The organism is Staphylococcus equorum (assembly GCF_001747895.1).
GTDB lineage: Bacteria > Bacillota > Bacilli > Staphylococcales > Staphylococcaceae > Staphylococcus > Staphylococcus equorum_A.
On sequence record NZ_LNNB01000026.1, the window covers coordinates 48,895 to 72,426 of the forward strand.

General features: G+C 31.7%; 21 protein-coding genes. 17 read left to right on the forward strand and 4 right to left on the reverse strand.

What is annotated here, in order from left to right:
- Positions 1-64: 64 nt before the first annotated feature.
- Positions 65-508: a hypothetical protein gene (locus tag AST02_RS10600; protein WP_069817733.1), complete on the reverse strand. Its 444-nt coding sequence runs from the start codon at positions 506-508 to the stop codon at positions 65-67.
- Positions 509-931: 423 nt separating this feature from the next.
- On the opposite strand from AST02_RS10600, the gene AST02_RS10605 reads away from it, so the two are divergent.
- The 11 genes from AST02_RS10605 to AST02_RS10655 all read left to right on the forward strand — a co-directional run bounded on the left by AST02_RS10605 (position 932) and on the right by AST02_RS10655 (position 14,498).
- Entirely contained in the window at positions 932-3,829 is a 2,898-nt protein-coding gene (locus tag AST02_RS10605) for a bifunctional glycosyltransferase/CDP-glycerol:glycerophosphate glycerophosphotransferase (RefSeq protein WP_069817734.1), read from the forward strand.
- A gap of 68 nt (positions 3,830-3,897) precedes the next feature.
- Complete coding sequence (locus AST02_RS10610; protein ID WP_069817735.1) at positions 3,898-4,470, forward strand: GNAT family N-acetyltransferase; 573 nt, start codon at positions 3,898-3,900, stop codon at positions 4,468-4,470.
- 31 nt (positions 4,471-4,501) lie between these two features.
- Positions 4,502-5,008: a GNAT family N-acetyltransferase gene (locus AST02_RS10615; RefSeq protein WP_069817736.1), complete on the forward strand. Its 507-nt coding sequence runs from the start codon at positions 4,502-4,504 to the stop codon at positions 5,006-5,008.
- A 186-nt stretch (positions 5,009-5,194) separates the two neighbouring features.
- Positions 5,195-5,899 carry a CoA transferase subunit A gene (locus AST02_RS10620; RefSeq protein WP_069817737.1) on the forward strand — a complete coding sequence of 235 codons (705 nt, stop codon included), beginning with the start codon at positions 5,195-5,197 and terminating at the stop codon, positions 5,897-5,899.
- Positions 5,892-6,539, forward strand: coding sequence for a 3-oxoacid CoA-transferase subunit B (locus tag AST02_RS10625; protein WP_069817738.1), 648 nt, complete (start codon positions 5,892-5,894; stop codon positions 6,537-6,539). Before AST02_RS10620 ends, AST02_RS10625 begins: the two co-directional genes overlap by 8 nt.
- A gap of 9 nt (positions 6,540-6,548) precedes the next feature.
- Positions 6,549-7,325 carry a 3-hydroxybutyrate dehydrogenase gene (locus AST02_RS10630; protein ID WP_069817739.1) on the forward strand — a complete coding sequence of 259 codons (777 nt, stop codon included), beginning with the start codon at positions 6,549-6,551 and terminating at the stop codon, positions 7,323-7,325.
- Between the two features lie 107 nt (positions 7,326-7,432).
- Positions 7,433-7,852: a hypothetical protein gene (locus AST02_RS10635; RefSeq protein WP_069817740.1), complete on the forward strand. Its 420-nt coding sequence runs from the start codon at positions 7,433-7,435 to the stop codon at positions 7,850-7,852.
- Between the two features lie 9 nt (positions 7,853-7,861).
- Complete coding sequence (locus AST02_RS10640; RefSeq protein WP_069817741.1) at positions 7,862-8,824, forward strand: ornithine cyclodeaminase family protein; 963 nt, start codon at positions 7,862-7,864, stop codon at positions 8,822-8,824.
- A gap of 199 nt (positions 8,825-9,023) precedes the next feature.
- Entirely contained in the window at positions 9,024-9,959 is a 936-nt protein-coding gene (locus AST02_RS10645) for an NAD-dependent epimerase/dehydratase family protein (protein ID WP_069817742.1), read from the forward strand.
- Between the two features lie 25 nt (positions 9,960-9,984).
- Positions 9,985-12,498 (forward strand): glycosyltransferase, encoded by a 2,514-nt coding sequence (locus AST02_RS10650; RefSeq protein ID WP_069817743.1) that lies wholly within the window; start codon positions 9,985-9,987, stop codon positions 12,496-12,498.
- A gap of 122 nt (positions 12,499-12,620) precedes the next feature.
- Positions 12,621-14,498: a CDP-glycerol glycerophosphotransferase family protein gene (locus AST02_RS10655; RefSeq protein ID WP_176723022.1), complete on the forward strand. Its 1,878-nt coding sequence runs from the start codon at positions 12,621-12,623 to the stop codon at positions 14,496-14,498.
- An 83-nt stretch (positions 14,499-14,581) separates the two neighbouring features.
- Here the strand turns inward: AST02_RS10655 and AST02_RS10660 are convergent, their stop codons facing one another.
- A complete protein-coding gene (locus tag AST02_RS10660; protein ID WP_069817745.1) occupies positions 14,582-15,649 on the reverse strand; it encodes an acyltransferase family protein in 1,068 nt (355 codons plus the stop codon).
- A 315-nt stretch (positions 15,650-15,964) separates the two neighbouring features.
- On the opposite strand from AST02_RS10660, the gene AST02_RS10665 reads away from it, so the two are divergent.
- The gene (locus tag AST02_RS10665; protein WP_069817746.1) at positions 15,965-16,804 is read left to right on the forward strand and encodes a sialate O-acetylesterase; all 840 of its coding nucleotides are present in this window, start codon (positions 15,965-15,967) and stop codon (positions 16,802-16,804) included.
- A gap of 105 nt (positions 16,805-16,909) precedes the next feature.
- Here the strand turns inward: AST02_RS10665 and AST02_RS10670 are convergent, their stop codons facing one another.
- On the reverse strand, positions 16,910-17,215 hold the full coding sequence (locus tag AST02_RS10670) for a monooxygenase (RefSeq protein WP_069817747.1): 306 nt from the start codon (positions 17,213-17,215) through the stop codon (positions 16,910-16,912).
- 226 nt (positions 17,216-17,441) lie between these two features.
- Here AST02_RS10670 and isaB point away from each other — a divergent pair, with 226 nt between their 5' ends.
- From isaB to cidR, 3 genes are all read left to right on the forward strand, one after another.
- Entirely contained in the window at positions 17,442-18,029 is a 588-nt protein-coding gene (gene isaB, locus AST02_RS10675) for an immunodominant staphylococcal antigen IsaB family protein (protein ID WP_069817748.1), read from the forward strand.
- A gap of 198 nt (positions 18,030-18,227) precedes the next feature.
- Complete coding sequence (gene bla / locus AST02_RS10680) at positions 18,228-19,076, forward strand: class A beta-lactamase (protein WP_069817749.1); 849 nt, start codon at positions 18,228-18,230, stop codon at positions 19,074-19,076.
- Between the two features lie 40 nt (positions 19,077-19,116).
- The gene (gene cidR / locus AST02_RS10685) at positions 19,117-19,992 is read left to right on the forward strand and encodes a cidABC operon transcriptional activator CidR (protein WP_069817750.1); all 876 of its coding nucleotides are present in this window, start codon (positions 19,117-19,119) and stop codon (positions 19,990-19,992) included.
- A gap of 833 nt (positions 19,993-20,825) precedes the next feature.
- On the opposite strand, the gene AST02_RS10690 is transcribed toward cidR, so the two are convergent.
- Positions 20,826-21,770: a LacI family DNA-binding transcriptional regulator gene (locus tag AST02_RS10690; protein WP_021339680.1), complete on the reverse strand. Its 945-nt coding sequence runs from the start codon at positions 21,768-21,770 to the stop codon at positions 20,826-20,828.
- A 147-nt stretch (positions 21,771-21,917) separates the two neighbouring features.
- Here AST02_RS10690 and eda point away from each other — a divergent pair, with 147 nt between their 5' ends.
- A complete protein-coding gene (gene eda / locus AST02_RS10695; RefSeq protein WP_021339679.1) occupies positions 21,918-22,535 on the forward strand; it encodes a bifunctional 4-hydroxy-2-oxoglutarate aldolase/2-dehydro-3-deoxy-phosphogluconate aldolase in 618 nt (205 codons plus the stop codon).
- Positions 22,536-22,537: 2 nt separating this feature from the next.
- Positions 22,538-23,509: a sugar kinase gene (locus AST02_RS10700; protein ID WP_069817751.1), complete on the forward strand. Its 972-nt coding sequence runs from the start codon at positions 22,538-22,540 to the stop codon at positions 23,507-23,509.
- Positions 23,510-23,532: the final 23 nt, after the last annotated feature.

A 23,532-nucleotide genomic window follows, 5' to 3' on the forward strand; every position in this document is an offset into this window, starting at 1 on the left:
CTACTTTTTAGTAACATGGTTATTAAACATGATTATATGAAAATGAGCAGGGTTTTCAATGTGTTTAAAGTCCTGTTTTAGACTTTAAACGTTTGCGCGTTTGTTTATTTTGGATAAATGGAATTGTGAACCATAAGATATGAAGCATACTTGCTAGTATAACAAGTACAATTGGAATAAATATTTCAACTATACTAATATTTACAACGAATGATGCCAAAATAAACGCAGTGATAGACGGTACTGCACAAATAATGACTACAGTTAACAGTACAAATTGCAATACTTGGGTTGCGATAGGGCTATATATATCTAGTATTACAATAGCGACATAAAATAGCGTGATAAAGGCAAGTAGTACAATAATCCAACCGAGAGCCAAACCAGTTTCAGATTCAATAAAATTTTGATAGGGCGCTAAGATTGGCAGAATGAATAAAATCATAACTGATAACCATGACAGTACGCCAAAAAACAGAAATAATTTTTTAGATCTATTATGAGTCATAGTAAAAACCTCCTTAAGATACCAAACCCATGTCATCTTATAGTTAAGAGATGTGTTTTTTACTAGAGGTAATTCTAAATGGTTAAGCACAATATAATTCATCCAACGCTTTCACTTATTTATATACCTATAAAATAGTATTTTTACACTATGGATCAATGGTCTTTCCAATGACAGAAAAGTTATTTTAAATATTATTTTTTAAGAATCACTCTCAATATAATGAATGAAAATATACTTATAGCATTAATGAGTCGATTTTTAGACAAAAATATTAATAAATTTATATTTACCTCCACACATATTTTACTTAATATAATTATAATATATTGTATTAGACTGCGCTCTATTTAGTGATGAATTGTTAAAATGGAATAATCAAACATTGGAGCTATTGTCGAATTTTCAGGAGCGACTAAAAATATGAAGAAATTAGTGGTTTATGGTAGTTTTTCATCAATGAATGAAGTTGAAGAAATCGTAACACATTGTAGAGATGAATATAAAAAAATTATTATAGCGTATCATATAAAATCTATGATACAAGCTGAAATTGAAGACATTAATGGTATTGATCTCGTACTAAAATATAAAAATTTAAGTGACTTGGCTATATTTGAAACTGAAGACTATCAAATCATAAGTCTAAATGAACTTTTATATGAAAAATATGATTTTAAAATGAGCATTGTAATACCTGTATATAATACAGAGCAATACATTGAAGAAACATTAGAAAGTATTATTAAACAAAATATGAATTTAGAGGATATACAGATTATTCTTGTGAATGATGGGTCGACGGATAATTCAGATGCTATATTAACTGAATATAGAAATAGGTATCCTAATAACATTTATTATATAAGTAAAAAAAATGAAGGGGTTTCTATCGCTAGAAATACAGGATTAAAGTATGTAAGAGGTAAATATGTGAACTTTCTTGATTCGGATGACAAGTGGGGACTTACAACTTTAAAGAATGTATATAATTATTTTGAGATGAATCCTACGCTTGACGTTATCTCTACAAGGTTAAGGTTTTTTGACAATATTGTTGGAGATCATCCCTTAAATTTTAAATATGAAAACAAAGTAAATAAAGTCGTGGATTTAAAACAAGATTACGATTATATTCAAATGAATGTTGCTTCTGCGTTTTTTAGAACGTCAGCTATTAAAGGTATAACATTTGATACTTCATTAAAATATGGTGAAGATGCTAAATTTGTTTACAATATTATTAAACAAACTTTTAAGATTGGTTTAATGAGCTACACGCAAGGTTGTTATTGGTATAGAAAAAGAAAAGACGAATCATCAGCTATAGATAAAGCATTATCTAACCCAACATTTTATAGTCCGACTATTGAAAGATTCCATAATTACTTAATCAATGATAGCTATGACAATAAAATTCCTAAGTACGTACAAATGATGATTTTATATGATTTACAATATAGATTAAGTTATCAAAATATTACCCTTTCAACCCTGAACAGTAAACAACTAGAAAAATATACAAACCAAATCATTCATTTACTTAAACGAATGGATGACGACGTAATCTCTAATGCGCATTTAAAGCAAATTAATGCTGTGTATCAAATCGCTATTTTATCAGTGAAGTATGAAGGAACAAATTTAAATATAAAGCACGAAAGCGGAGAATATAAAATATATTCTAACCAGATTTTTATTAAAAATGTGAGTGATATGTATTTAAAGACAGAATATCTTTATGAAAAAAACAAACTATTAAAATGCGGATATAGCTTACCAAATATTAACATGAATATTGATGTTATACCTGTAGTAATAATTAATAAAGAAGAAATCGTTCGACCTGTTCAGGAAACGATTATAACATCACAAAAATTTTTGAATAAAAACATAAGTTATAATAAATTTTACAGATTTGATATACATTTAAATGACGACATCAAGCAGATAGAATTAAAATATCTTGTGAATCATAATAATTTAGAAAAGATTAACCAAGTCAGTAAAACACAGCATACGAATTTTAGTAATACGAGGATTCCATTTAAACAATACGCTAATAGAATGTTAAGAATTGAAGATAATAAGAAGATTCTCAATATTAAAAAGAAGCGGCTTATTGTATTGAAAAATATACTTGGCTTACTTAAAAATAAAAAAACGAGAAAGTCAGCTATATATAAAATAGTAGGCATTATTAATAAAAAAAGAAGTAATGACAAAATATGGTTATTTGTCGATAGATTAGATAAGGCAGGTGATAACGCAGAAGCATTGTTTGATTTTGTGGTAAAAAATAAACCTGACGTTAAAGCATATTTTCTTATTTATCCTTCTAGCCCAGACTTTGTAAAGTTACGTGAAAAATATGGTAATAAGGTTGTTGCATTTAATAGTAAAAGACACCATATACTCATGTTTAAAACAAACAAATTTTTCACATCACACTCAGAAGCATATCTGTTTAATCCGTTTGGTGTCATCAATGGAAAATTTATCAGAGAGCTTTTAGACTTTGAATTCATATTTTTACAACATGGTGTGATTCAAAACGACTTATCTACGTTATTACATAAACGGAACAAACCAATAGATTATTTTATTACAAGTGCTGAAGCAGAGAAAAGAGAAATTATAGAAAAATATGGTTTTAGCGAGCAAGAAGTGATACTTTCAGGATTATCTAGGTTTGATTTATTAAGTCACAATAAAAAAAGCACTGAGCAAGTTATAACCATCATGCCTACTTGGAGACCTCATCTACTTGAAGTAAGTGATAAACAATTCGTAGCAAGTCATTTTTATAAATCCATCTATGCATTAATAACTCATCCTAAGATTCAACAAATAGCCAAACATAAGAACAATAAAATTAATTTGTGCTTACATCCAAGAATGCAAGATAGATTTTCTAAATTTTTTAAGCAGATTACATATATCAACATTCCTAATCAATTTAGTTATAAAGATATCATTAGCAATACCAACTTATTAATAACAGATGTATCGTCTATCGCATTTGATATTGCTTATTTAAGAAAACCAATCATTTATTATCAATTTGATATTGATGAAATTTATAGATATTCAGTGTACACTCCAGGCTATTTCAACTATGAACAAAATGGTTTTGGTCCTGTAACTTATGATGTATGTTCATTAGTAAAAGAAGTCGTTAAAATTAGAAAAAACAACTTCAAAGCAAGCAAGTTTTACTTAAGAAGAAGTGCTATGTTTTTCAAATATCATGATCAAAACAATAGACAACGAACTGTAGAGTTAATATCAGAGCAATCACTAAGTTATAAGCCGTATTGAATGATACGCTTTCATAGTTAAAAATGTTATAGTTTAGATAACAGATAGCGCTATGAAGGGGATTTTAGATGACAAAAAATTTAGGGTTGCATTTTACTACGCAACGCCTTATCATTAGACCGTTGGAAGAAAATGATTACGAAACATGGTTGCGTGGTTTTGTAAACCGTAAGCCATCTCAATTTAAATATGATAAAGGCCAAGTAGATATGTCACATGCGACTGAACCGTGGTTTGCAGCACTTATAGTAAGGCAACAACAAGCTATTGAAGCAGATGATTTATATATCTTTGGGATTTTTGATGAAGATATGAATCATTTAGGGATGCTTGATATTAAAAACTTAAGCCGTGACAATTTTCAGTGGGCTGAAATTGGTTATTTTATTCATAATCAATACTGGAATCAAGGCTTTGCTTATGAAGCAGTGGCAGAATTAGTTAAACAAGCACGAGATACGTTGCATTTTCACAGACTTGAAGCACATATCAATATAGATAATGTGCCTTCAATCGGTTTGATTGAAAAAGTGGGCTTTCAATTCGAATGTGTACGCAAAGGTTTCATATTTGAGGATGGCAAATGGACAGATCATTATGTGTACTATTTAAATACACACAACGAAATCATAGATGAGTAATAGTAATAACTTAGAAGGAAGGAGTGTCAACATGGTTGAATTTAGAGAATTAACAATGGGTGACGAAGCAATGTATTGTGATTATATGAGAGAATGGATTGATCATGATGAAAAGGTAGTGCCTGAGATTACAAACATTACGAAATATAGTGATTTTGAAGAAATAGTTCACGAATTAGCAGATAACAAATCACACGACCAAACTGTAGATAATACGACATTGTTTTTAATAGATGATGATGAAATCATCGGTGCTGCCAATATTCGTCATAACTTAAACGATAGACTGAAAAAAGTCGGCGGCCATGTTGGCTACGGCATTCGTAATAAACACCGTGGCAAAGGTTTTGGCAACAAGTTGTTGAAGAAATCTTTAGACTACTTATCAAGAATTGGTGTTCAAGAAGCTTTGATTACTTGTGATCAAGATAATGAAGTTTCCGTAGCAGTAATTAAGCATAACGGTGGCGAAGAAATCGAACCTTCTACATTGGATGATGGTACAGTCATACGCCGTTTCCAGATTGAGATAGCATAATAATAGAATGTGAATTTTAAAGTTGTTAGCCAATGTGCTGACAACTTTTTTTGATTTATAATACTATAATCTTTAAATCATCAATTAATGTAACCGCAAACATAAATAAAAGACTTCACTAGCAGTTTCAAGTATAATCGTTTTTAGTACTAGGTGTTAAAAAATAGATAGAAATGAGGTTTATTTATGTCGAAAGTAATTAAGGATATACATACAGCATTCGATGGACTAGAGGATGGTATGACTGTGCTTGCTGGTGGCTTTGGGTTATGTGGCATACCAGAACATGCTATCGAAGCAATCCGTACGAAGGGTACGAAAGCTTTAACAGTAGTAAGTAATAACTGTGGTGTAGATGATTTTGGCTTAGGCCGTTTATTAGAGAAACAACAAATTGATAAAATGATTAGTTCCTACGTGGGTGAAAATAAAATATTTGAACAACAATTAATTAATGGTGAATTAGATGTAGAATTAACACCACAAGGTACATTAGCTGAGAAATTACGCTCAGGTGGCGCAGGTATACCTGCTTTTTATACGAAAACAGGTGTAGGTACGTTAATTGCTGAAGGTAAAGAAACACGTGAATTTGATGGTGAAACGTATGTGATGGAACGTGCGATTAAAGGTGATTTTGGTATTGTAAAAGCGCAAAAAGCAGATACTTTTGGCAATTTAGTTTTTGAAAAAACTGCGCGTAATTTCAATCCCTTATGTGCGATGGCTGCCACAACGACTGTCGTTGAAGTTGAAGAATTAGTTGAAGTTGGAGAAATTGATCCGGATGAAGTACATATGTCAGGCGTTTACGTCGACTTTATTTATTTAGGAGAGCATTTTGAAAAACGCATTGAGAAACGCACAGTGAAGGAGGCTAATCATGGATAAACAATTACAGCGTAAGAAGATTATTCAACGTGCTGCACAAGAGATTAAAAGCGATATGGTAATTAATTTAGGTATTGGTATGCCTACGCTTGTGGCCAATGAAATCAATGACCACGTAGAGAATGTCTTTTTCCAATCTGAAAATGGTTTGTTAGGTATCGGAACTTATCCAACAGACGCCGAAGTGGACCCAGACTTAATCAATGCAGGTAAAGAAACGGTGACTGCTGCGAAAGGTGCGTCGTATTTTGATAATGCGGAATCCTTCGCTATGATTCGTGGTGGACATATCGACTTAGCAATCCTTGGGGGCATGGAAGTCTCGCAAACTGGAGATTTAGCCAATTACATGATTCCAGGTAAATTAGTCAAAGGTATGGGTGGGGCGATGGATTTAGTCGTCGGCGCACAAAAGGTCGTCGTAATTATGGATCACATGAATAAACATGGTGAGTCTAAGATTAAAGCACAATGTGAATTACCACTCACAGGTGCTGGCGTCGTTAACACATTAATTACAGATTTAGCAGTATTTCAATTTGAACACGGAGTGATGAAGCTTGTTGAATTGCAAGATGGTGTCACTTTGGAAGAAGTTGAAGCCAATACAGAAGCGCAATTTGAAAATCATTTGAAGTAGGTGTGGAGAATGGTCAAAGATAAAGTAGTCATTATTACAGGTGCGGCAAGTGGTATCGGTTTAGGGATTGCAAGAGTGTTTTTAGAAAATGGTGCTAAAGTCGTGTTAGCTGATTTAAATAATGAAAAGTTAGCTCAAGAAACGCATGATTTGAAAGACCAAGGTTACGATTGCATGCCAGTTCAAGTAGATGTCACTGACGAAGTAGCAGTTAAGAATATGGTAGATGTAACTGTAGCAAAGTATGGTCGTTTAGACATTTTATTTAATAACGCAGGTTTACAACATGTTGAAAGTATCGAATCATTCCCAACTGACAAGTTCAGACAAATGATTGATATCATGTTAACTGGCAGTTTTATTGGTACAAAATATGCATTGCCGATTATGAAAGAACAACAATTTGGTCGTATATTAAATATGGCTTCAATTAATGGCGTGATTGGTTTTGCTGGAAAAGCAGCCTATAACAGCGCTAAACACGGCATTATCGGTTTAACAAAAGTCTCAGCTTTGGAAACGGCGGCGGAGGGCATTACAGTCAATGCGATTTGTCCTGGCTACATAGATACGCCACTCGTACGTAATCAAATGGCAGATTTAGCTAAAGATAGAGGCGTCGACGTAGAGCAAGTGTTAGAAGACGTGTTATATCCATTGATTCCACAAAAACGTTTATTAGATATTAAAGATATCGCCGATTATGCATTATTCTTGTGTAGTGACAGCGCTAAAAGTGTTACCGGACAAGCTATTTTAATAGATGGTGGTTATACTGTTCAATAATTAAAAGATATAAATAATATTTAATCTTAATTCAGTGATAATTTTCAATAAAAATATGTTACGTTATAGATAACTTAATATATTGATGACTTGAGGGTGAATTACTGATGAAAGGTCCAGACGCAAATGATACAAGTTGGATATCTATTATTTTTACCATTGCTTGTCTTGCAATGTCAGAAATACTAGAAAATAGTTTGTATAATAAACTGCTCACTGCAGTTACGATTTTAATATTGATTTTTATTGTAATTCGCAGATTGAAAGTGACTTTATATGATATACAAACACAAGATGACAATATAAACACGTTTATGAGTGTGAAAGCTGACTATTGGATTTTATACGTTAAAGATATGATTGCTTATGGACTGATGGCAGCAATCTTTTTTGACTTTTTATTTATAAAAAATAGTTTGGCGTGGCTTATATTATTGATAATCGTCATTTTATTTGGACTCTTAATACTATTCGAGAATAAATTTGAAAAGAAAACCGACATTCTTGAAACAAATGATACGGAATAGAGGTGTTTTATGCTTTTTATAAGTGAAGAAGAACAAGCACAATTATTAGATATGTCAGAAATTGTTGAAGCAGTAGCGGAATCCCTATGTGCATATTCAGAGGGTAAGACTGATACACCTTTGCGCTATTCGTTACCTTTTAATGAAGATAACCGTTATCTCGTGATGCCGGCATTATCAGATGAATTGAAGATTGTCGGACTTAAGACAGTGACCGTGGCGCCCAATAATACTAAAGTCGGCAAGAAAACCATCGTAGGTTCTGTTATTTTATCCGATTATGAAACGGGTGAAACACTAGCGGTACTCGAGGGATCTTATTTAACGAAGATACGCACAGGTGCGATATCAGGTGTGGCAACGAAATACCTTGCACGTGAAGACGCTAAAAGCTTATGTGTCATAGGCACAGGTGATCAAGCGGAAGGTCTTATTAAAGCAGTCCTCGCCGTAAGAGCGATTGACCGTATTCAGTTTTACAATCGCACGTATGAAAAAGCTGTGACCTTTGCTGAACAAGTACAAAGTGCATATCCAAATCTAGATTTAGCAGTGTTTGATAACGTAGAAGAGGCAATAGAAGACGCGGACGTCATCGTAACTGCTACCAATGCAACAGAACCAGTATTTCATAAGCGTTTAGCGCCAGGCGTTCACTTAAATGCTGTCGGTTCCTTTAAACCAGATATGCAAGAATTACCATCTCAAGCCATTGCTGATGCTGACAAGGTTGTTGTAGAAGCCGTAGAAGCGGCCATGGAAGAAACAGGAGACTTAATTAATCCCGTAGCAGAAGGTGTATTTAAGGCAGATGTTTTATACGGCGAACTCGGGAACATTGTTTCTGCAAAATTAGAAGGCAGACTATCAAAAGATGAAATTACGATTTTCAAATCCGTAGGCGTAGCCATCGTTGATATCGTAGTAGCCAATTACTTTTATCAAAGATTATTGGAACAACAAAGTGAATAAATCAAAAAATGACTATCATTAACTTGATAGTCATTTTTTGATTCGTATAATATAAAGGGAATTTTTGATATACTTAAGATTAATACAAACTTTGCAAAATACATATACTATTTACAAAGTTTACAATTTATTTTAAATAAGAAATAGATGCTTTTAAAAAGGGGAGTAAAGAATAATTTAAACTAATGGGGGAAATAAAATGAAAATATTAATTACAGGCGGCGCAGGTTTTATAGGTTCACATTTAGCAGAGTATTTTATTAATAGTAATTACGAGGTTTTTATTTTAGATAATTTAAGTACTGGTCATCGCTCTAATGTATCGTTCATTGATGATTTACATTTTATTGAAAATGATGTAACTAATAAAACACTTGTTCAAGACCTTATAAAGAAAGAACAATTTGATATTGTCATTCATTTAGCTGCTGTTGTAAGTGTAGTAGAAACAATAAATAACCCGATACTTTCTCAAAAGGTTAATATCGATGGCACACTTAATATCTTAGAAGCTAATAGACAGTATAATGAGAATCTCAAAAAATTCGTTTTTGCTTCTTCAGCTGCAGTATATGGGAACACTAAAGGTTTACCGAAACAAGTCGAAACATTTATAGATCCAGAATCACCTTACGCAATAGAAAAGTATGCAGGTGAACAATATACGAAATTGTATAATAAATTATATGGCTTACCTACGACAGCATTAAGATTCTTTAATATATACGGTCCGAGACAAGATCCAAGCTCACCATATTCAGGGGTATTATCAATTATGCATAATAAATTCCAAAATGATGAAGCATTTAAATTCTTTGGCGATGGTGAACAAACAAGAGATTTTGTATATGTGAAAGATTTAGTTCAAGCTGTATCCATTGTCATTAACAGTGCTAATGCGAACGGTGGAATTTATAATTTAGGTACTGGCAAACCATTGTCGTTACTTCAAATGTTTGATGAATTCAAAAAAATATATTCTAAAACGATTGATTACAGTTTTACTGAAGCAAGAAGTGGGGACATTAAACATTCTTATGCAGAAATTGATGATTTGAAAGCATTAGGTTATACACCAAAATATAGTGTAGAAGAAGGCTTGAAAGAGTATATCAACTACACTGATAATAATTAAAAAACTGGAGAATGGGAGTGAGATAATGCAAAAAGTAAAAAAAATTATATTGAATCAAGCAAAACGGAAATTAAAATTTCTATTAGATCCAGTGAAGTTAAAAGCTAGAAGCAGATACACCCGCAATGTGATGCATTATGCAAAATTATATAAAAATACTGAAGTAGATGAGCATTTTGTAATGTATCAAGTGCGAGATGGAAAAAGCATGACTGATAGTCCATATGCTATTTTCAACTATTTAATTCATGATAAGTCATTTGGAAAGTATCAGCATATATGGATTGTTAGTACACAAGCTCAGCAAAAAGCATATGCGAAAAAATATTGTAAGCAAAAAAATATAAAATTTATTATTAAAGAAAGCGAAGACTACTTATATTATTTAACTAAATGTAAGTATTTAATTAACAATGCGACTTTTCCAGCTTACTTCACTAAAAAACCAGAGCAAATTTATGTTAATACATGGCATGGTACACCATTAAAATTAATGGGACTTGATATAAAAGATAATTTGATAGAGACACAAAATACGATAAAAAACTTTTTGAGTTCAGATTATCTTATTTCTCCCAATAGACACACTACAGAAATATTTGAAAATGCGTTTAAATTACAAGGCCTAAATGAAGAAGCAATCTTAGAAGTTGGTTATCCTAGAATTGATGCTACGTTTAATACCGATGAAAAAGAAGTGAAAAGAAAGTTGAAAAAACAGGGTATTAATGTGAGTAGTGATCCGATATTGTTGTTTTCACCAACATGGCGAGGGGCAGCCGTACATAATCCTGAAGATACATTAGAAGAAACCTTAGAAACAGTTAAAATATTGAATGAAACAACTAAGTACCAAGTGCTCTTAAAAGTGCATCCATTTATATTTGATAAAGCAAAAAATAATAAAAAATTAAAACCATATTTAGTGAATGATGGGTTTGATACTAATGAATTGTTAAGCGTTGTTGATTTGCTTGTGACAGACTATTCTAGTATATTCTTCGATTTTTTAGTTACAGATAAACCGATTATTTTCTATACACCAGACTATGAAGCGTATGAAGAAAGTAGAGGTCTGTATTTAGACGTAGACACTTTGCCCGGACCTTCTATACATACAACAGAAGCATTGGTTGAAGCGATTCAGAACGAAAAAACGGTTTTACCTAATTACCAAAAGAACTATGAGACTTATAAAGCACAGTTCGTTAATTTAGATGATGGACATGTGACAGAACGTGTTGTAAATCAAGTGTTTAATAATATTAAAAAGCCAAATGAAGAAGATGTACAACCAAAGAAAAGTATCCTAATTTATCCTGGTGGTATGAAGCCTAATGGAATCACGACATCAATCAATAATTTGTTAGAAAATATTAATTATGATCAATATGATGTAACTATTTTCACTCAATTGAGCAAAAATAAAGATGCTATTGAAAACATTAAAAATATTAATGAAAATGTTAGAGTTGTTTTGCGTAAAGGGCCATTATTAGCTACGACAACCGAATATTATAGAAATAAATTAGTACAAAATCGTAGTCTTAGAACGAAATTTGAAGAGAAAATATATCCAGATAATTTATATAAACGAGAATTCAGAAAAATATTTGGGAATTCAAAGTTTGATGTTGCTATTGATTTCAGTGGTTATGCGATGTTTTGGTCAGAATTAGTAATAGCAAGTGAAGCTAAAACAAAGCTCGTATATTTACACAGCGATATGAAAATGGATATGGAACGTACAGTTAATGGTTTGAGACCACATTATGTTAATTTAAAAGGAATTATGTCAATGTACCCATTGTTTGACAAATTAGTGAGTGTATCTGAAGTAACAAAAGACGAAAATCTGAAAAAGATAGGAAACAATAAAACAAATGAGAAGTATAAAGCAGCAGTTAATACAATCAATCTAGAAAAAATTAATGATCAAGTCAATGATGATAATGATATCTTTATGAAGAATGGGGAAAGAGTGATTGTTAGGCAAATAGATAAGCATATATCAAGTGTACCTTTCCATGAAAAGGATTACAAAGTTATGGCTATGGGACGTTTATCTCCTGAAAAGGGATTTGATAATTTAATTAAGTCATTTGAAGAAATAGTTAAAAATAATCCTTCTACAAAATTATATATCTTAGGCGACGGCCCTCTAAAAAATCAATTAAACAAATTAATAATATCATTGAATTTAACGGAAAATATATTCTTAATGGGACAAAAGAGAAATCCGTTTTATATTATGAAAGAATGTGATTTATTTGTTTTGCCGTCATATTATGAAGGACAGTCAATGGTACTATTAGAAGCTTTAACAATTGGAATAAACGTACTTGCTTCAGATATTCCAGCGAATCAATATGTCTTAGACTATGGAAAATACGGAATGTTAAGTGACAACGACGCTGAAACCTTAACAACTAGCATTCAACAATTTATAGACAATGATACGAATGAATATGCTGAATTTGATGCTGAAATTTACAACAAAGATGCAATTAATCAATTTTATAATTTATTTAGAAATTAAATTAAGTGGCAGATGTGTAAAAACATCTGTCATTTTTTATAAATCTATAGTAGGGGGTGATATATATGCAAATCTTTAGTGATTCAGAAAATATTATGATTAAAGATTTGGAGGAAGAGTTATTGTTTCTTAAAAAAGATGATAACTATTTGCCACTAAATAAAGAAAACCAAATATTTATGATTTCTTTAAATGAACTAAAACATTTTTTTGAAATTGAAAACAGTCCTTGTCATATTGTAAATAAGGAAGGGAATCCGCTTAAAGTAAGTCATCTAACATCCAACATACTATTTAAGGATAATTCATATTTAGAAGATAAAGATGGAAATTATTATGTTTATATAGATAGTAATGAGGTTCTAACAATTGTTTTTAAAACAAAGCCTTCTATATTTAATTTTTATAATAAAGATTGTGAAATAATTGATATATCCAAGGATAATAGCGCATTTTCATTGCAGTTTACATGTAAATATTTTAAACCAACTGTAGTTAAAGGACATATTAAAGTTCGCAATCAAAAAATAGTCATACCATTTAAAGCAAGCTCGTTTGAGGTCATAGAAAAGCGACCTCATCTATTTCAAGTTGTCGCTAATATAAAGATTGATTCGAATGTGATTCAGCAGTTAATAAAAAAATTTAAAGATATTAATAATTATAATACAGAAGCTTATGATCTCCATTTTAGTTACGAAATTCAAGAAATGCCTTTATCAACTTATGGACCAAGGATTAAGGCGACACATGAAGCACTTTTTGAACATAAAGATGAGCTGTGGGGAGAATTTGATGATAATAAAATGTGTTTATTCAAACTGTATGCGACAGGAAATGGAAACTTATCATGTAGAATATTTATAGTGCCGAAACTTACTTATAGGTATTACAAAAATATGAAAAGTAATAAAGTGAAGATGAAAAACAATGAGAAACCTATTGTCATTTGCGTTGAGTATCCAGAAAAAGCACAAGATAATGGATTTGTATTTTTTAAATATTTAATAGAACATTATAGTGAAAAATTTAATATCTATTATTTATTAACTGATAATAGTAAAGATATAGAGAATACAATAGGATATGAACGTAATATAATTCAATACCAATCCATACAACATTTAAAATTATTAGAACAAGCAGATGTCATTATTCATTCGCATACGCCTAATTACGTTTTACCATATTTTACAAATTATTTTGAAAATATGGTAAAGAGCAAAAATAAAGTTTTTCTACAACATGGCATTATTGCTTCGAGAAATGTTAGTGATATATACGGAAGGAAAGAAACAAATGAATTCACCAATTTATTTGTAGTATCTTCTGAAAGAGAAAAAAGAAAAGTTGTAGAAAATTATAATTATCCAGAAGCAGATGTAATTATTACAGGATTAGCAAGATTCGATGATATTATTATTCATAGGAATTCACCGATATTTACAAAAAAAAGTATATTAATTATGCCAACTTGGCGCAAAGAATTAACTCAATATACAGAAACACAATTTAAAGAAAGTGAATTTTTCAAAGCGTATAATTCAGTATTAAATAATAAAATAATAGCAAGTTTAGTGATGGATGATGATTATAAAATAACTTTTTATTTACATCGGAATTTACAAAAGTTCTCTCACTTATTTAATACTGAGTATGCCAGTGTTATTAGTGAAGGAGCGAAAAACGTTAATACGTTATTAAAAGAGAATGAACTGTTAATAACTGATTATTCAAGTGTAGGCTTTGATTTTGCTTTAATGCACAAAAAAGTCATTTATTATAGGCCATCAAGTTTAATAAGTGAAGAAATGACTGAAGAAAAACAAAGTCTATTACCAGGGGATATTATTAAAAAAGAAACTGATTTATTTAAAGAAATACAGTGCTTAAGGATGAAAGACAAATACAAAGAAGATATGAAGGCACTTTATAAATATGAAGATATTCATGCTTGTGAGCGTATAGTTGAAGAAATGATTAAAAGATTTAATATATAAATGAAAATCAGCAAAAACAATAGAAAAAACCCGTTCTAAAAATCAACTTTTAGGACGGGTTTTTCTATTGTTTTAATGTTAAATTAGCTATGATTTTTATAGTTATTAATAACCATTGATTGTAATGTATTTCTTCCTACAATTACTCTTACGTATGGAATAAAAGATAAGATAATCGCTAAACCAATACAAAAACCTAACGTAAACACAGTCGTCAAAATAAAGAATGGAATTGGGTATGTCACGAATGATGCTAAAGATCTTGAAATATTATCTACAATAATTTGATGTGATAAGTAGATGAAAAATGAAATTTCACTGATTAAAAATATAAATACAAGATTAAATTGAGTGAGTTTTTTGGCAACGTATATAACTAATATAAAGCTTACTGCTGAAAATAATAATAAATCAAAACGATTAGATTCGTTCAAATGGACATCTAAGTAAAAGAAATTAAAAGCGATATATGAAATAGACATAATCCAAAGAAGTACAATCCATTTTAAATTATTTTTCAAAAATGCAATAACTGAATCATAGTATTTTCCAAAATAAAATCCAACTATAAAATAAAAAAGCCAATATAAAATAATCGTTCTACTAAAAAATGGATAGAAATCCCAAAATTCAAGATAGGTTGTACTGTAGTACATTAAATATGAATGTGCAAAACTAATAATAAAAGAAATTAAAAGCATAAATATCGGATTAGCTTTGCTTAAAAGTTTATAAAACAAATTATGTAAAATATAGAATTGGAAGATGACCAATACGAACCATCCAAAAAACTTACCTTCTATTACAATATTCAAAAAGATATTCCAAAATGAATTATTAGAAGATTCACCTAGGAGCAATTTGAAAGTAACAAACAAGCCAAAAAATAGATATGGTATTAGAATGAATTTAGCACGTTTTGCTAAAAAGTTTTTAGGCACTTTATTGGAATATCTCATTCCTAATAAGACTTCAGATAATATGATAAAGCAAGGTGTAGCAAATAATAGAACTACTTGTATAAAGCTAACGCTCATTTTTTGAAAATGTGAAATATGGTAATCATTTATAAAACCAGTCATAGTGTGTAAAATCACTATTATTATACAAAAAATAGCCCTAGAATATGTAAGTTCCATCTTTCTTTCCAAAATAAAAACTCCTCTCAAAACATCTTAATAATAAATTAATACTTATAAAAAGTAAAGTGTATTTATAAAGTGAATATATATAAAACTGATTATTAATGAGTTGTATCATTTTCAAATTAGAAAATATTGATTCTATAATAAAACACAAATAAATTATTAAGAGTTATAAAAAGTGAGAAAAGTGTTTAATCATAGGTTGTATTAGAAGTGAAAAGTCATACTAAAATCCCTTTTTACTTCACCCCAATACTCACTTAAGGTATGATATTTATTATTAATAGTAAATACATTCTAAAAATGGGAAGGGAAATTTATATGAAATCAATCTTACTTATAGGGCAGTCTAATATGGCAGGACGTGGCTTTATCGATAGCGTGAAGCCGATTGTAGATGAGCGCATTCATGTGTTGAAAAATGGTAGATGGCAAATGATGGACGAACCGATACATAGTGATCGTTCTGTTGCAGGTATAGGTCCCGCAGCATCGTTTGCTAAATTGTGGTTAGATGATCATCCAGATGAGACAATTGGCTTAATTCCTTGCGCAGATGGTGGCACATCGATTGATGATTGGGCAGAGGATCAAGTGTTAACGCGACATGCCATTTCTGAAGCTGAATTTGCGATGGAAAGCAGTGAACTCATCGGTATATTATGGCATCAAGGCGAAAGTGATAGTTCAGAAGGTAAGCATCTTGACTACGAAACTAAGCTAAATCAAGTTGTGGATCATTTTAGACAAGCGCTTAATGCACCTCAACTGCCATTCGTAATGGGCTTGCTAGGAGATTTCTTAGGCAAAGCAGCATTTGGTCAAAGTGCATCAGAATACACTCAAATTAATGAAGTGATTAAAACTGTCGCAGAAACAAAAGACAACTGTTTCTATGTAACGGCACAAGGTTTAACAGCCAATCCTGATGAGATTCATATCGATGCCCAGTCACAGCGGTTATTAGGTATGCGATATTATGCAGCAATTACACAAGGTGAGAACATTAAAGATCCATTACCAGAAGAAAAGAAAGCGAATCATTTATTATATAAAAAAGAATATACAAAGAATGAACAAATGTATATGTTAATAGCACGATTATCTAAGAATGAAATAACTTACCAAACATTCACAGAAGAAATGGCAAAGATGTATTAAAGCAATTACCCAGGAAATATTAAAATTTACACAAAATACCCCAACAATAGGCACACTTTTCAGATGCTATTACTGGGGTGTTTTTAATACGCTTCTGCCAAAAATCTACTCAACACGACCATGTGTAATCTGTGTTAATCCTTCATTTATCGTGAAGATTTTGGCGTTGATTTCAGTCACACCCATAGCATTGAGTCGTTCACTATGCATATTTAAGTAACTTTCAGCATGCGCTTTGCTGTCGAAGGCGTAAATACCACCTGCTTCTTTAGCTGTTTCGTTCTCAGTCCAGATTTTCCATAAAAATCCTGGTTCATCATTAATTGATTTTGCTAAATCAGCGAATTGTTGTGCCATTTCGTCTCCAAATGGACCATCTAAAGGAAAATCGACTTGTAAAATATGTACCATAATATATCATCCTTTCTAATTTCGTATTCATATATTCACTATACATGGGAAATTCGCATAGTGATAAAATTTCAACTGCTAATGTTTAAAAAAATATAATTTAATTCCAATAATAATTTTAATGTATAAAAGAGGTAATGCTTGCAATTAACAAGATTCGGAGTATGATGAAGGTGAATAATTACACTCGCCAAAAAGGAAAACTACAAAATAGGAGTGATTTATTATGAATAAAGTAGTAAAGTTACTATCTTCAACAGTCATAGTATCAACACTTGTCGTAGGTTCTTCCGCAGCGTATATCACGAGTAATAATCAAGAAGTCAAAGCGCAGTCAGAGCAAGTACAGAAATGGGGACACGGTGAAGGTGGTGCTAGCGGTGCCAACACTGAAAGTAGTGCAAGTTTAAAAGCTGAAACGCCATGGTACAACTACGAAGGTTATACAACGTATGATGGTTCATTTACACAAGATTATAATTTTGTAAGAGCATTAAAATACGATAATGTCTCAATCGATGGTTATAAAGTAGACCCAAAAGCAGACTCCGAAGTTGAGTATAACGAAACAGTTTATGATACAACAGCATCATTTAATAAAGATGATGAAGTTTTTCAAACAACATTCTTCACTAAACCAGATTCAGTTTCAAAGGATACATTTAAAGATGCACACAGTTCTAATGAAATAGCTGAAGAAGGTAAACTTGGTAACGACGATGGCACATTTGTAAAATATAAAACAAATGAAGGTAGCTACACAGCATTCTTTGATACAAAAGATAATTTAATGGAAATGACTATAAGCCAATAGCCAATAGCCATACAGAATATCAGTTGTATTTATGATAAAGCATGATTTGTTCACTCCTCATTGTTAGTGATTATGACAATGAGGGGTTTTTATTGTAGAAACAAAATCTAGGGATTTATAAATAATTGTATTTTTGCAATATAATAATTATAGTTAACATAAGCATAAGAATATTTAAATTAAGGGAGTTGGATAGTTATGAAAAAAGTTTTTTGGGGTTTAGTGTTTAGTGCATTATTTTTCATGTTAAGCAATGGTACGGTTTCAGCGAATGAATTTGATAAAATAGAAAAAGATAATAACACAACAGTTGGCGTATATGGTATTAATACTGAGAATGGTAAAAAAGTTCAACACAATGCGAATGAACGCTTTGCATTTGCTTCTACTTTTAAAGCCATCGCGAGCGGTGTGTTATTAAATAATTATTCGGAAAAAGATTTAAATAAAAAAATAACAATTAATGAGGCAGATATTGTAGAATATTCACCTGTAACTGAAAATTACATAGGTAAACAAATGACGCTTAAAGATTTAATTAAAGCATCTATGTTACAAAGTGATAATATGGCTAATAATAAAATAATGGAAGAACTTGGTGGCGTTAAAGCCTTTAAACATGAGTTGAAGCAATTAGGTGATAATATTTCTAATCCGCAACGCTTAGAACCAGAGTTAAATCTCTATGATCCAAATAGTACAGCTGATACTACAACACCTAGAGCTGCAGCACAGACATTAAATACAATTTTAACAAGTGACCAAATAAGTGATGGGAATTTAGATTTACTGAAACAAGTTATGATTGAAAATGAAACGGGCGATAGTTTAATTAAAGCAGGTGCACCAGATAACTATATCGTTGGAGATAAAAGTGGCCAGGGCTTAACATATGCTACGCGTAATGATTTGGCATTTATCTATCCAGATAAACATAAAAAACCAATTATTCTTGCAATTTATACAAAACAAGATGACAAAGATGGTCAGCCAGATGATAAAGTAATCGCAGATGCTGCTGAAGAAGCAATTGCACAATTACGCTAAGTTAATAAAATGAGGATAGGGCTATTCAGAGGAGCAGAATATGGAAATAAAACAAATGAAATATTTTGTAGAAGTTGTGAGAAATGGTGGGATGACACAAGCTTCAGAACATTTATATATCGCACAGTCTACAATTAGTAAAAATATTAAAAGTATTGAAAATGAATTTGACATTACTTTATTTGATAGAAGAAAAAAACATATTATTCTAACGGATATAGGCCAGATTTTTTATGATAAGTGTGTTGAAGCATTAGCAGTTTTGGATGATTTATCTTTAGAAATGGGCGACGTAACAAATTTAGAAAGGGGTCATATCCGCATTGGCATATCGGCAATTATGAATGTCAGGTTATTTACGGAAAGTTTAAACCAGTTTCATTCCAAGTATCCTAATGTGACATATGAAGTTATTGAAGGTGGCGGAAAAGCGGTCGAATTTTATTTGAACAATGATGAAATTGACGTCGGTATTACAACTTTACCAGTGGATGAGGATATCTATCATGCGGTACCTCTATATAAAGAAAAGTTATTACTTATCGTTGATAAAAATTCTGAGTTAGCACAACAATCATCTATTTATTTAGGGGATTTGAAAGATGAAAGCTTTATTATGTTTCATGATGACTATTACCTGAAGGATCAAATTATAGAAAGCTGTAGAAAAGTAGGCTTTCATCCTAAAACAGTAGCTAAAATGTCTCAAATTACTTTTATAGAAAATATGATTCGTGATGGTATTGGCGTGAGTATCTTACCTGAGAGTATCGTCAATATTTTAAATGATGGTGTTGTCGGTATTGAAATAAATGGTGCTGATGTAGCGTGGAATTTAGGTGTTATATGGAAGAAAGAAAGTTATATGAATCATGTTACGCATGAATGGATTAATTTTTTAAAGGATTTGAAATAAAAAAGCGTTGTTAAAGTTGAAGTATTCCACTAAGGAATGTCAAATATTCCAACTATGTATTTTAATCATAGATAAAGGAGTAATATAATGGAATCTGTAGAGGGTTATGAGTACTGATTAACTGATCATTGCAAAATGGTTATAAGTTGAGTTTTCAATATGTATGAATATCCACGTACAATCAATATATGATAGCTTTTATAATAAACGATAATTCAACTCAGGACTCATAACGGCAGAAGATAACTAAGGGAGTCCTCAAATTTTATAAAAATGGTAATCATAACGTACTAATCAGAGATGAAAGTAGGATTAGATACGTGATGCATTTGTAATATAGATACAAATGCATCGTATGTTGACCAATGCTTGCACAGTTGCGTGTTTTAGAAATTATAGTTAAAACCAATAAAATTCATCAGTTCTCCCATTTAAAAACTGAAAACAATCCCTATCTCTCTAAATATTGGTTAACTTTTTTCTGTACAAACAAGATGTGTTGTAATACGTAACTTGCAAGCAATATATAAAGCGCGCGTTATATTAACGGCATTTTAGCAAGTAGCGTGTCATTACATTATAAAGTGATAGGTGTACGCTATGTTGTATAACAGACAACAAGACAGGCACAATGCAACTTAGTAATGGCATTCCTAGATTATAACAATCACTTGCTAGATGCCTTCATATATTTAAGAAAGCTTATGCTTCAGTTGAAGTAATATTAAAAAGTAATAACCCTCTAGATAAATATCTCTCAAACAAGTGCGACCCTGACTACACTGTCCAATGTAGCTAGGGTCGCTTTGTTAATTTAATGGAATTTGCATATATTAAATATTATGCTGTAATGATGGGTGTAAATGATATGCTGCATCGGTTGGTTCATTTTTAATAACTTTATCTAATGTAGTCACGATTTTTTGAGCGATTTCAGATGTAGGCACCCCAATAGCGTTGACAGGGTAATCTAATTTTTTAATTTGTGGAATATTATCATAAGAATAAATCATTGGTTGATTTTCAGGTCCAATGGCATTAATCGTTCCTACAGTAATATCGTAACTTCCGCAAATCACACCAGGAGAAAGCGCGTCGCTTTTCAAATATTGTTTCACGGATGCTTCGGCATCTATAGCATTCAATCCGTTAGAATCGATAATACGATAGGTAATATTTTGCGCTTTGCAGTAATTAGTAATCGCATCTTTTTTAGCGATTTGACGGGCATCGTTTGTATTAATATCGCCTATGTAATCAATCGTTTGTATACCTTGTTCTAATAGGGCGTTAATGGCCATAATCATCGCTTCTGCATGATTGACATTGATAATCGGGTAGGGAATATCTCTGTCTACACCGTACGCGACTACCGGAACGTTATTATAAATTTCAGGTGGTAAGTTTGAATTGTCACCTTCATCAAAGATCACAATACCATCACAGCCGAATTCTACAAATTTCTTTGAAGCGGCCGCAACATCATCGATTGAAACAAACATGACATAACCGAGGGATTTAATAGCTCTATTAATTTCTGAAATTAGATGTGTCACGGCAACACGATCCACAGAAGGCCAGATTAATCCAATTGTGCCACTTCTTTTAGAAACGAGTGCTCGTGCCGAATGATTAGGTATGTAATTCATTTCAAGCGCTTTTTGTTGAATCATTTGTTTTGTTTTTGGTTTAACGAGTTGGGAATTTTTTAATGCTTTACTGACCGTGGAATAACTGACACCACAGGCTTCGGCAACATCTTTTAAAGTTACAGCCATAAAAGTTCTCCTTGAAATAGATTGATTTAAGTTAGAATTAATTATACCATAGAGATAAGCGTTAGAATATTTTTTTGAATCTTAATAACAACGTTGTTATTTTTAGCAAGCAAACACAAGAAATGAAATTTATAAGGAGATGTAAAGATGAATTCAAGAGATACGATGAAGTATATTCAAGAAGGTCAACACATTGCAGTGATGCGCACAGACAACCCGGAGACGTTTTTAGATATTTCAAATGTAATTATAGAACAAGGGCTTAATATTATCGAAGTGACTTTAACAACGCCAAATGCAATAGAAATTATTGCTGAATTATCTAAAAGAGAAGACGCGCTGATTGGTGCAGGTACTGTACTTGATAGCGTATCAGCACGTACAGCAATTTTAAACGGTGCTAAATTTATTGTAAGCCCATCTTTTGATGAGGAAACAGCTAAAATCGCTAACTTGTATGATGTTCCGTATATTCCAGGATGCATGACTGTTAAAGAAATGGTCGAATCTTTACGCTATGGTTGTAAAGTATTAAAACTATTCCCAGCTACACAGTTTTCACCTAAATCTATCAAAGATTTCAAAGGTCCATTACCACAAATTGAGATTGTTCCAACTGGTGGCGTGGGCAAAGATAATCAAAAAGAATGGTTAGACGCAGGTAGTTTTGCAGTAGGTATTGGCAGTGAAATCACAAAAATTTATCAACAACAAGGAAAAGAAGCTTTAGTGCAATATATTTCTGAACTAAAAAGAGAGGTATAACTATGACGGTATTTGGATTTGGAGAAGTATTACTACGCTATACTCCACCTGATTACAAACAACTGAAAGATGCCAATACATTTGGTGTTAATGTTGGAGGTGCAGAATTAAATGCGCTCGTGACCTTATCTCAATTTGGGCACGCTACTGAAATGTTAACAGTATTACCACAACACGCGTTAGGTAATTTAGCATTGAAAAAGATGTATCAGACACAAGTAGGTACAACATTTGTGAAACAACAAGACGGTAGAATAGGCACATATTATATGGAAGAGAGCTTTGACTTCCGAAGTGGTAAAGTCATTTATGATCGCGAACATTCAACTTTCGCAGAACATGGGGCAAGCGTCATCGAGGGCTTACCAATACAAAGTGGTGATTACTTTGTATTGACTGGTATTACATTGGCAGTTAATACAGTAGTGCGACAACACATCGTTGATATACTATCTAAATTGAAACAACAAGGTGTTAAAATCGTATTTGATATTAATTTCAGAAGTAACTTGTGGACCAAAGAAGAAGCAGTACCAGTAATCAAGTCTGTACTTCCACTTGTTGACGTACTCTTCTTTGGTAAAAAGGATGCGACGCATTTACTTGAGACAAATTCAGAAGAAGATGATATGAAGACATGTGCCGAAACGATTCAAGCACAATATGAGATACCATTAATGGCTTCCAGTAATAGAGATATTGAGCAAAGTACATTACAAGGTATTATGTTAGCACATCAAAACTATATTGAAGGCGAAGCTTATCAATATACGGTACTGAATCGCATTGGAGCCGGTGATGCATTTATGGCTGGTGTCTTACATGGACTCATTCGTAATTGGCAATTAGACGAGACTATAGATTTTGCGACGAAATGTTCAGTCTTACAACATACGACAAATGAGGATGCATTAAGTATAGAAGAAAGTGACGTGCATAATTTATCCTCTCATTTCGGTGGGCTTAGTCGATAGAACCTTAAACAAAGGGGCATAAG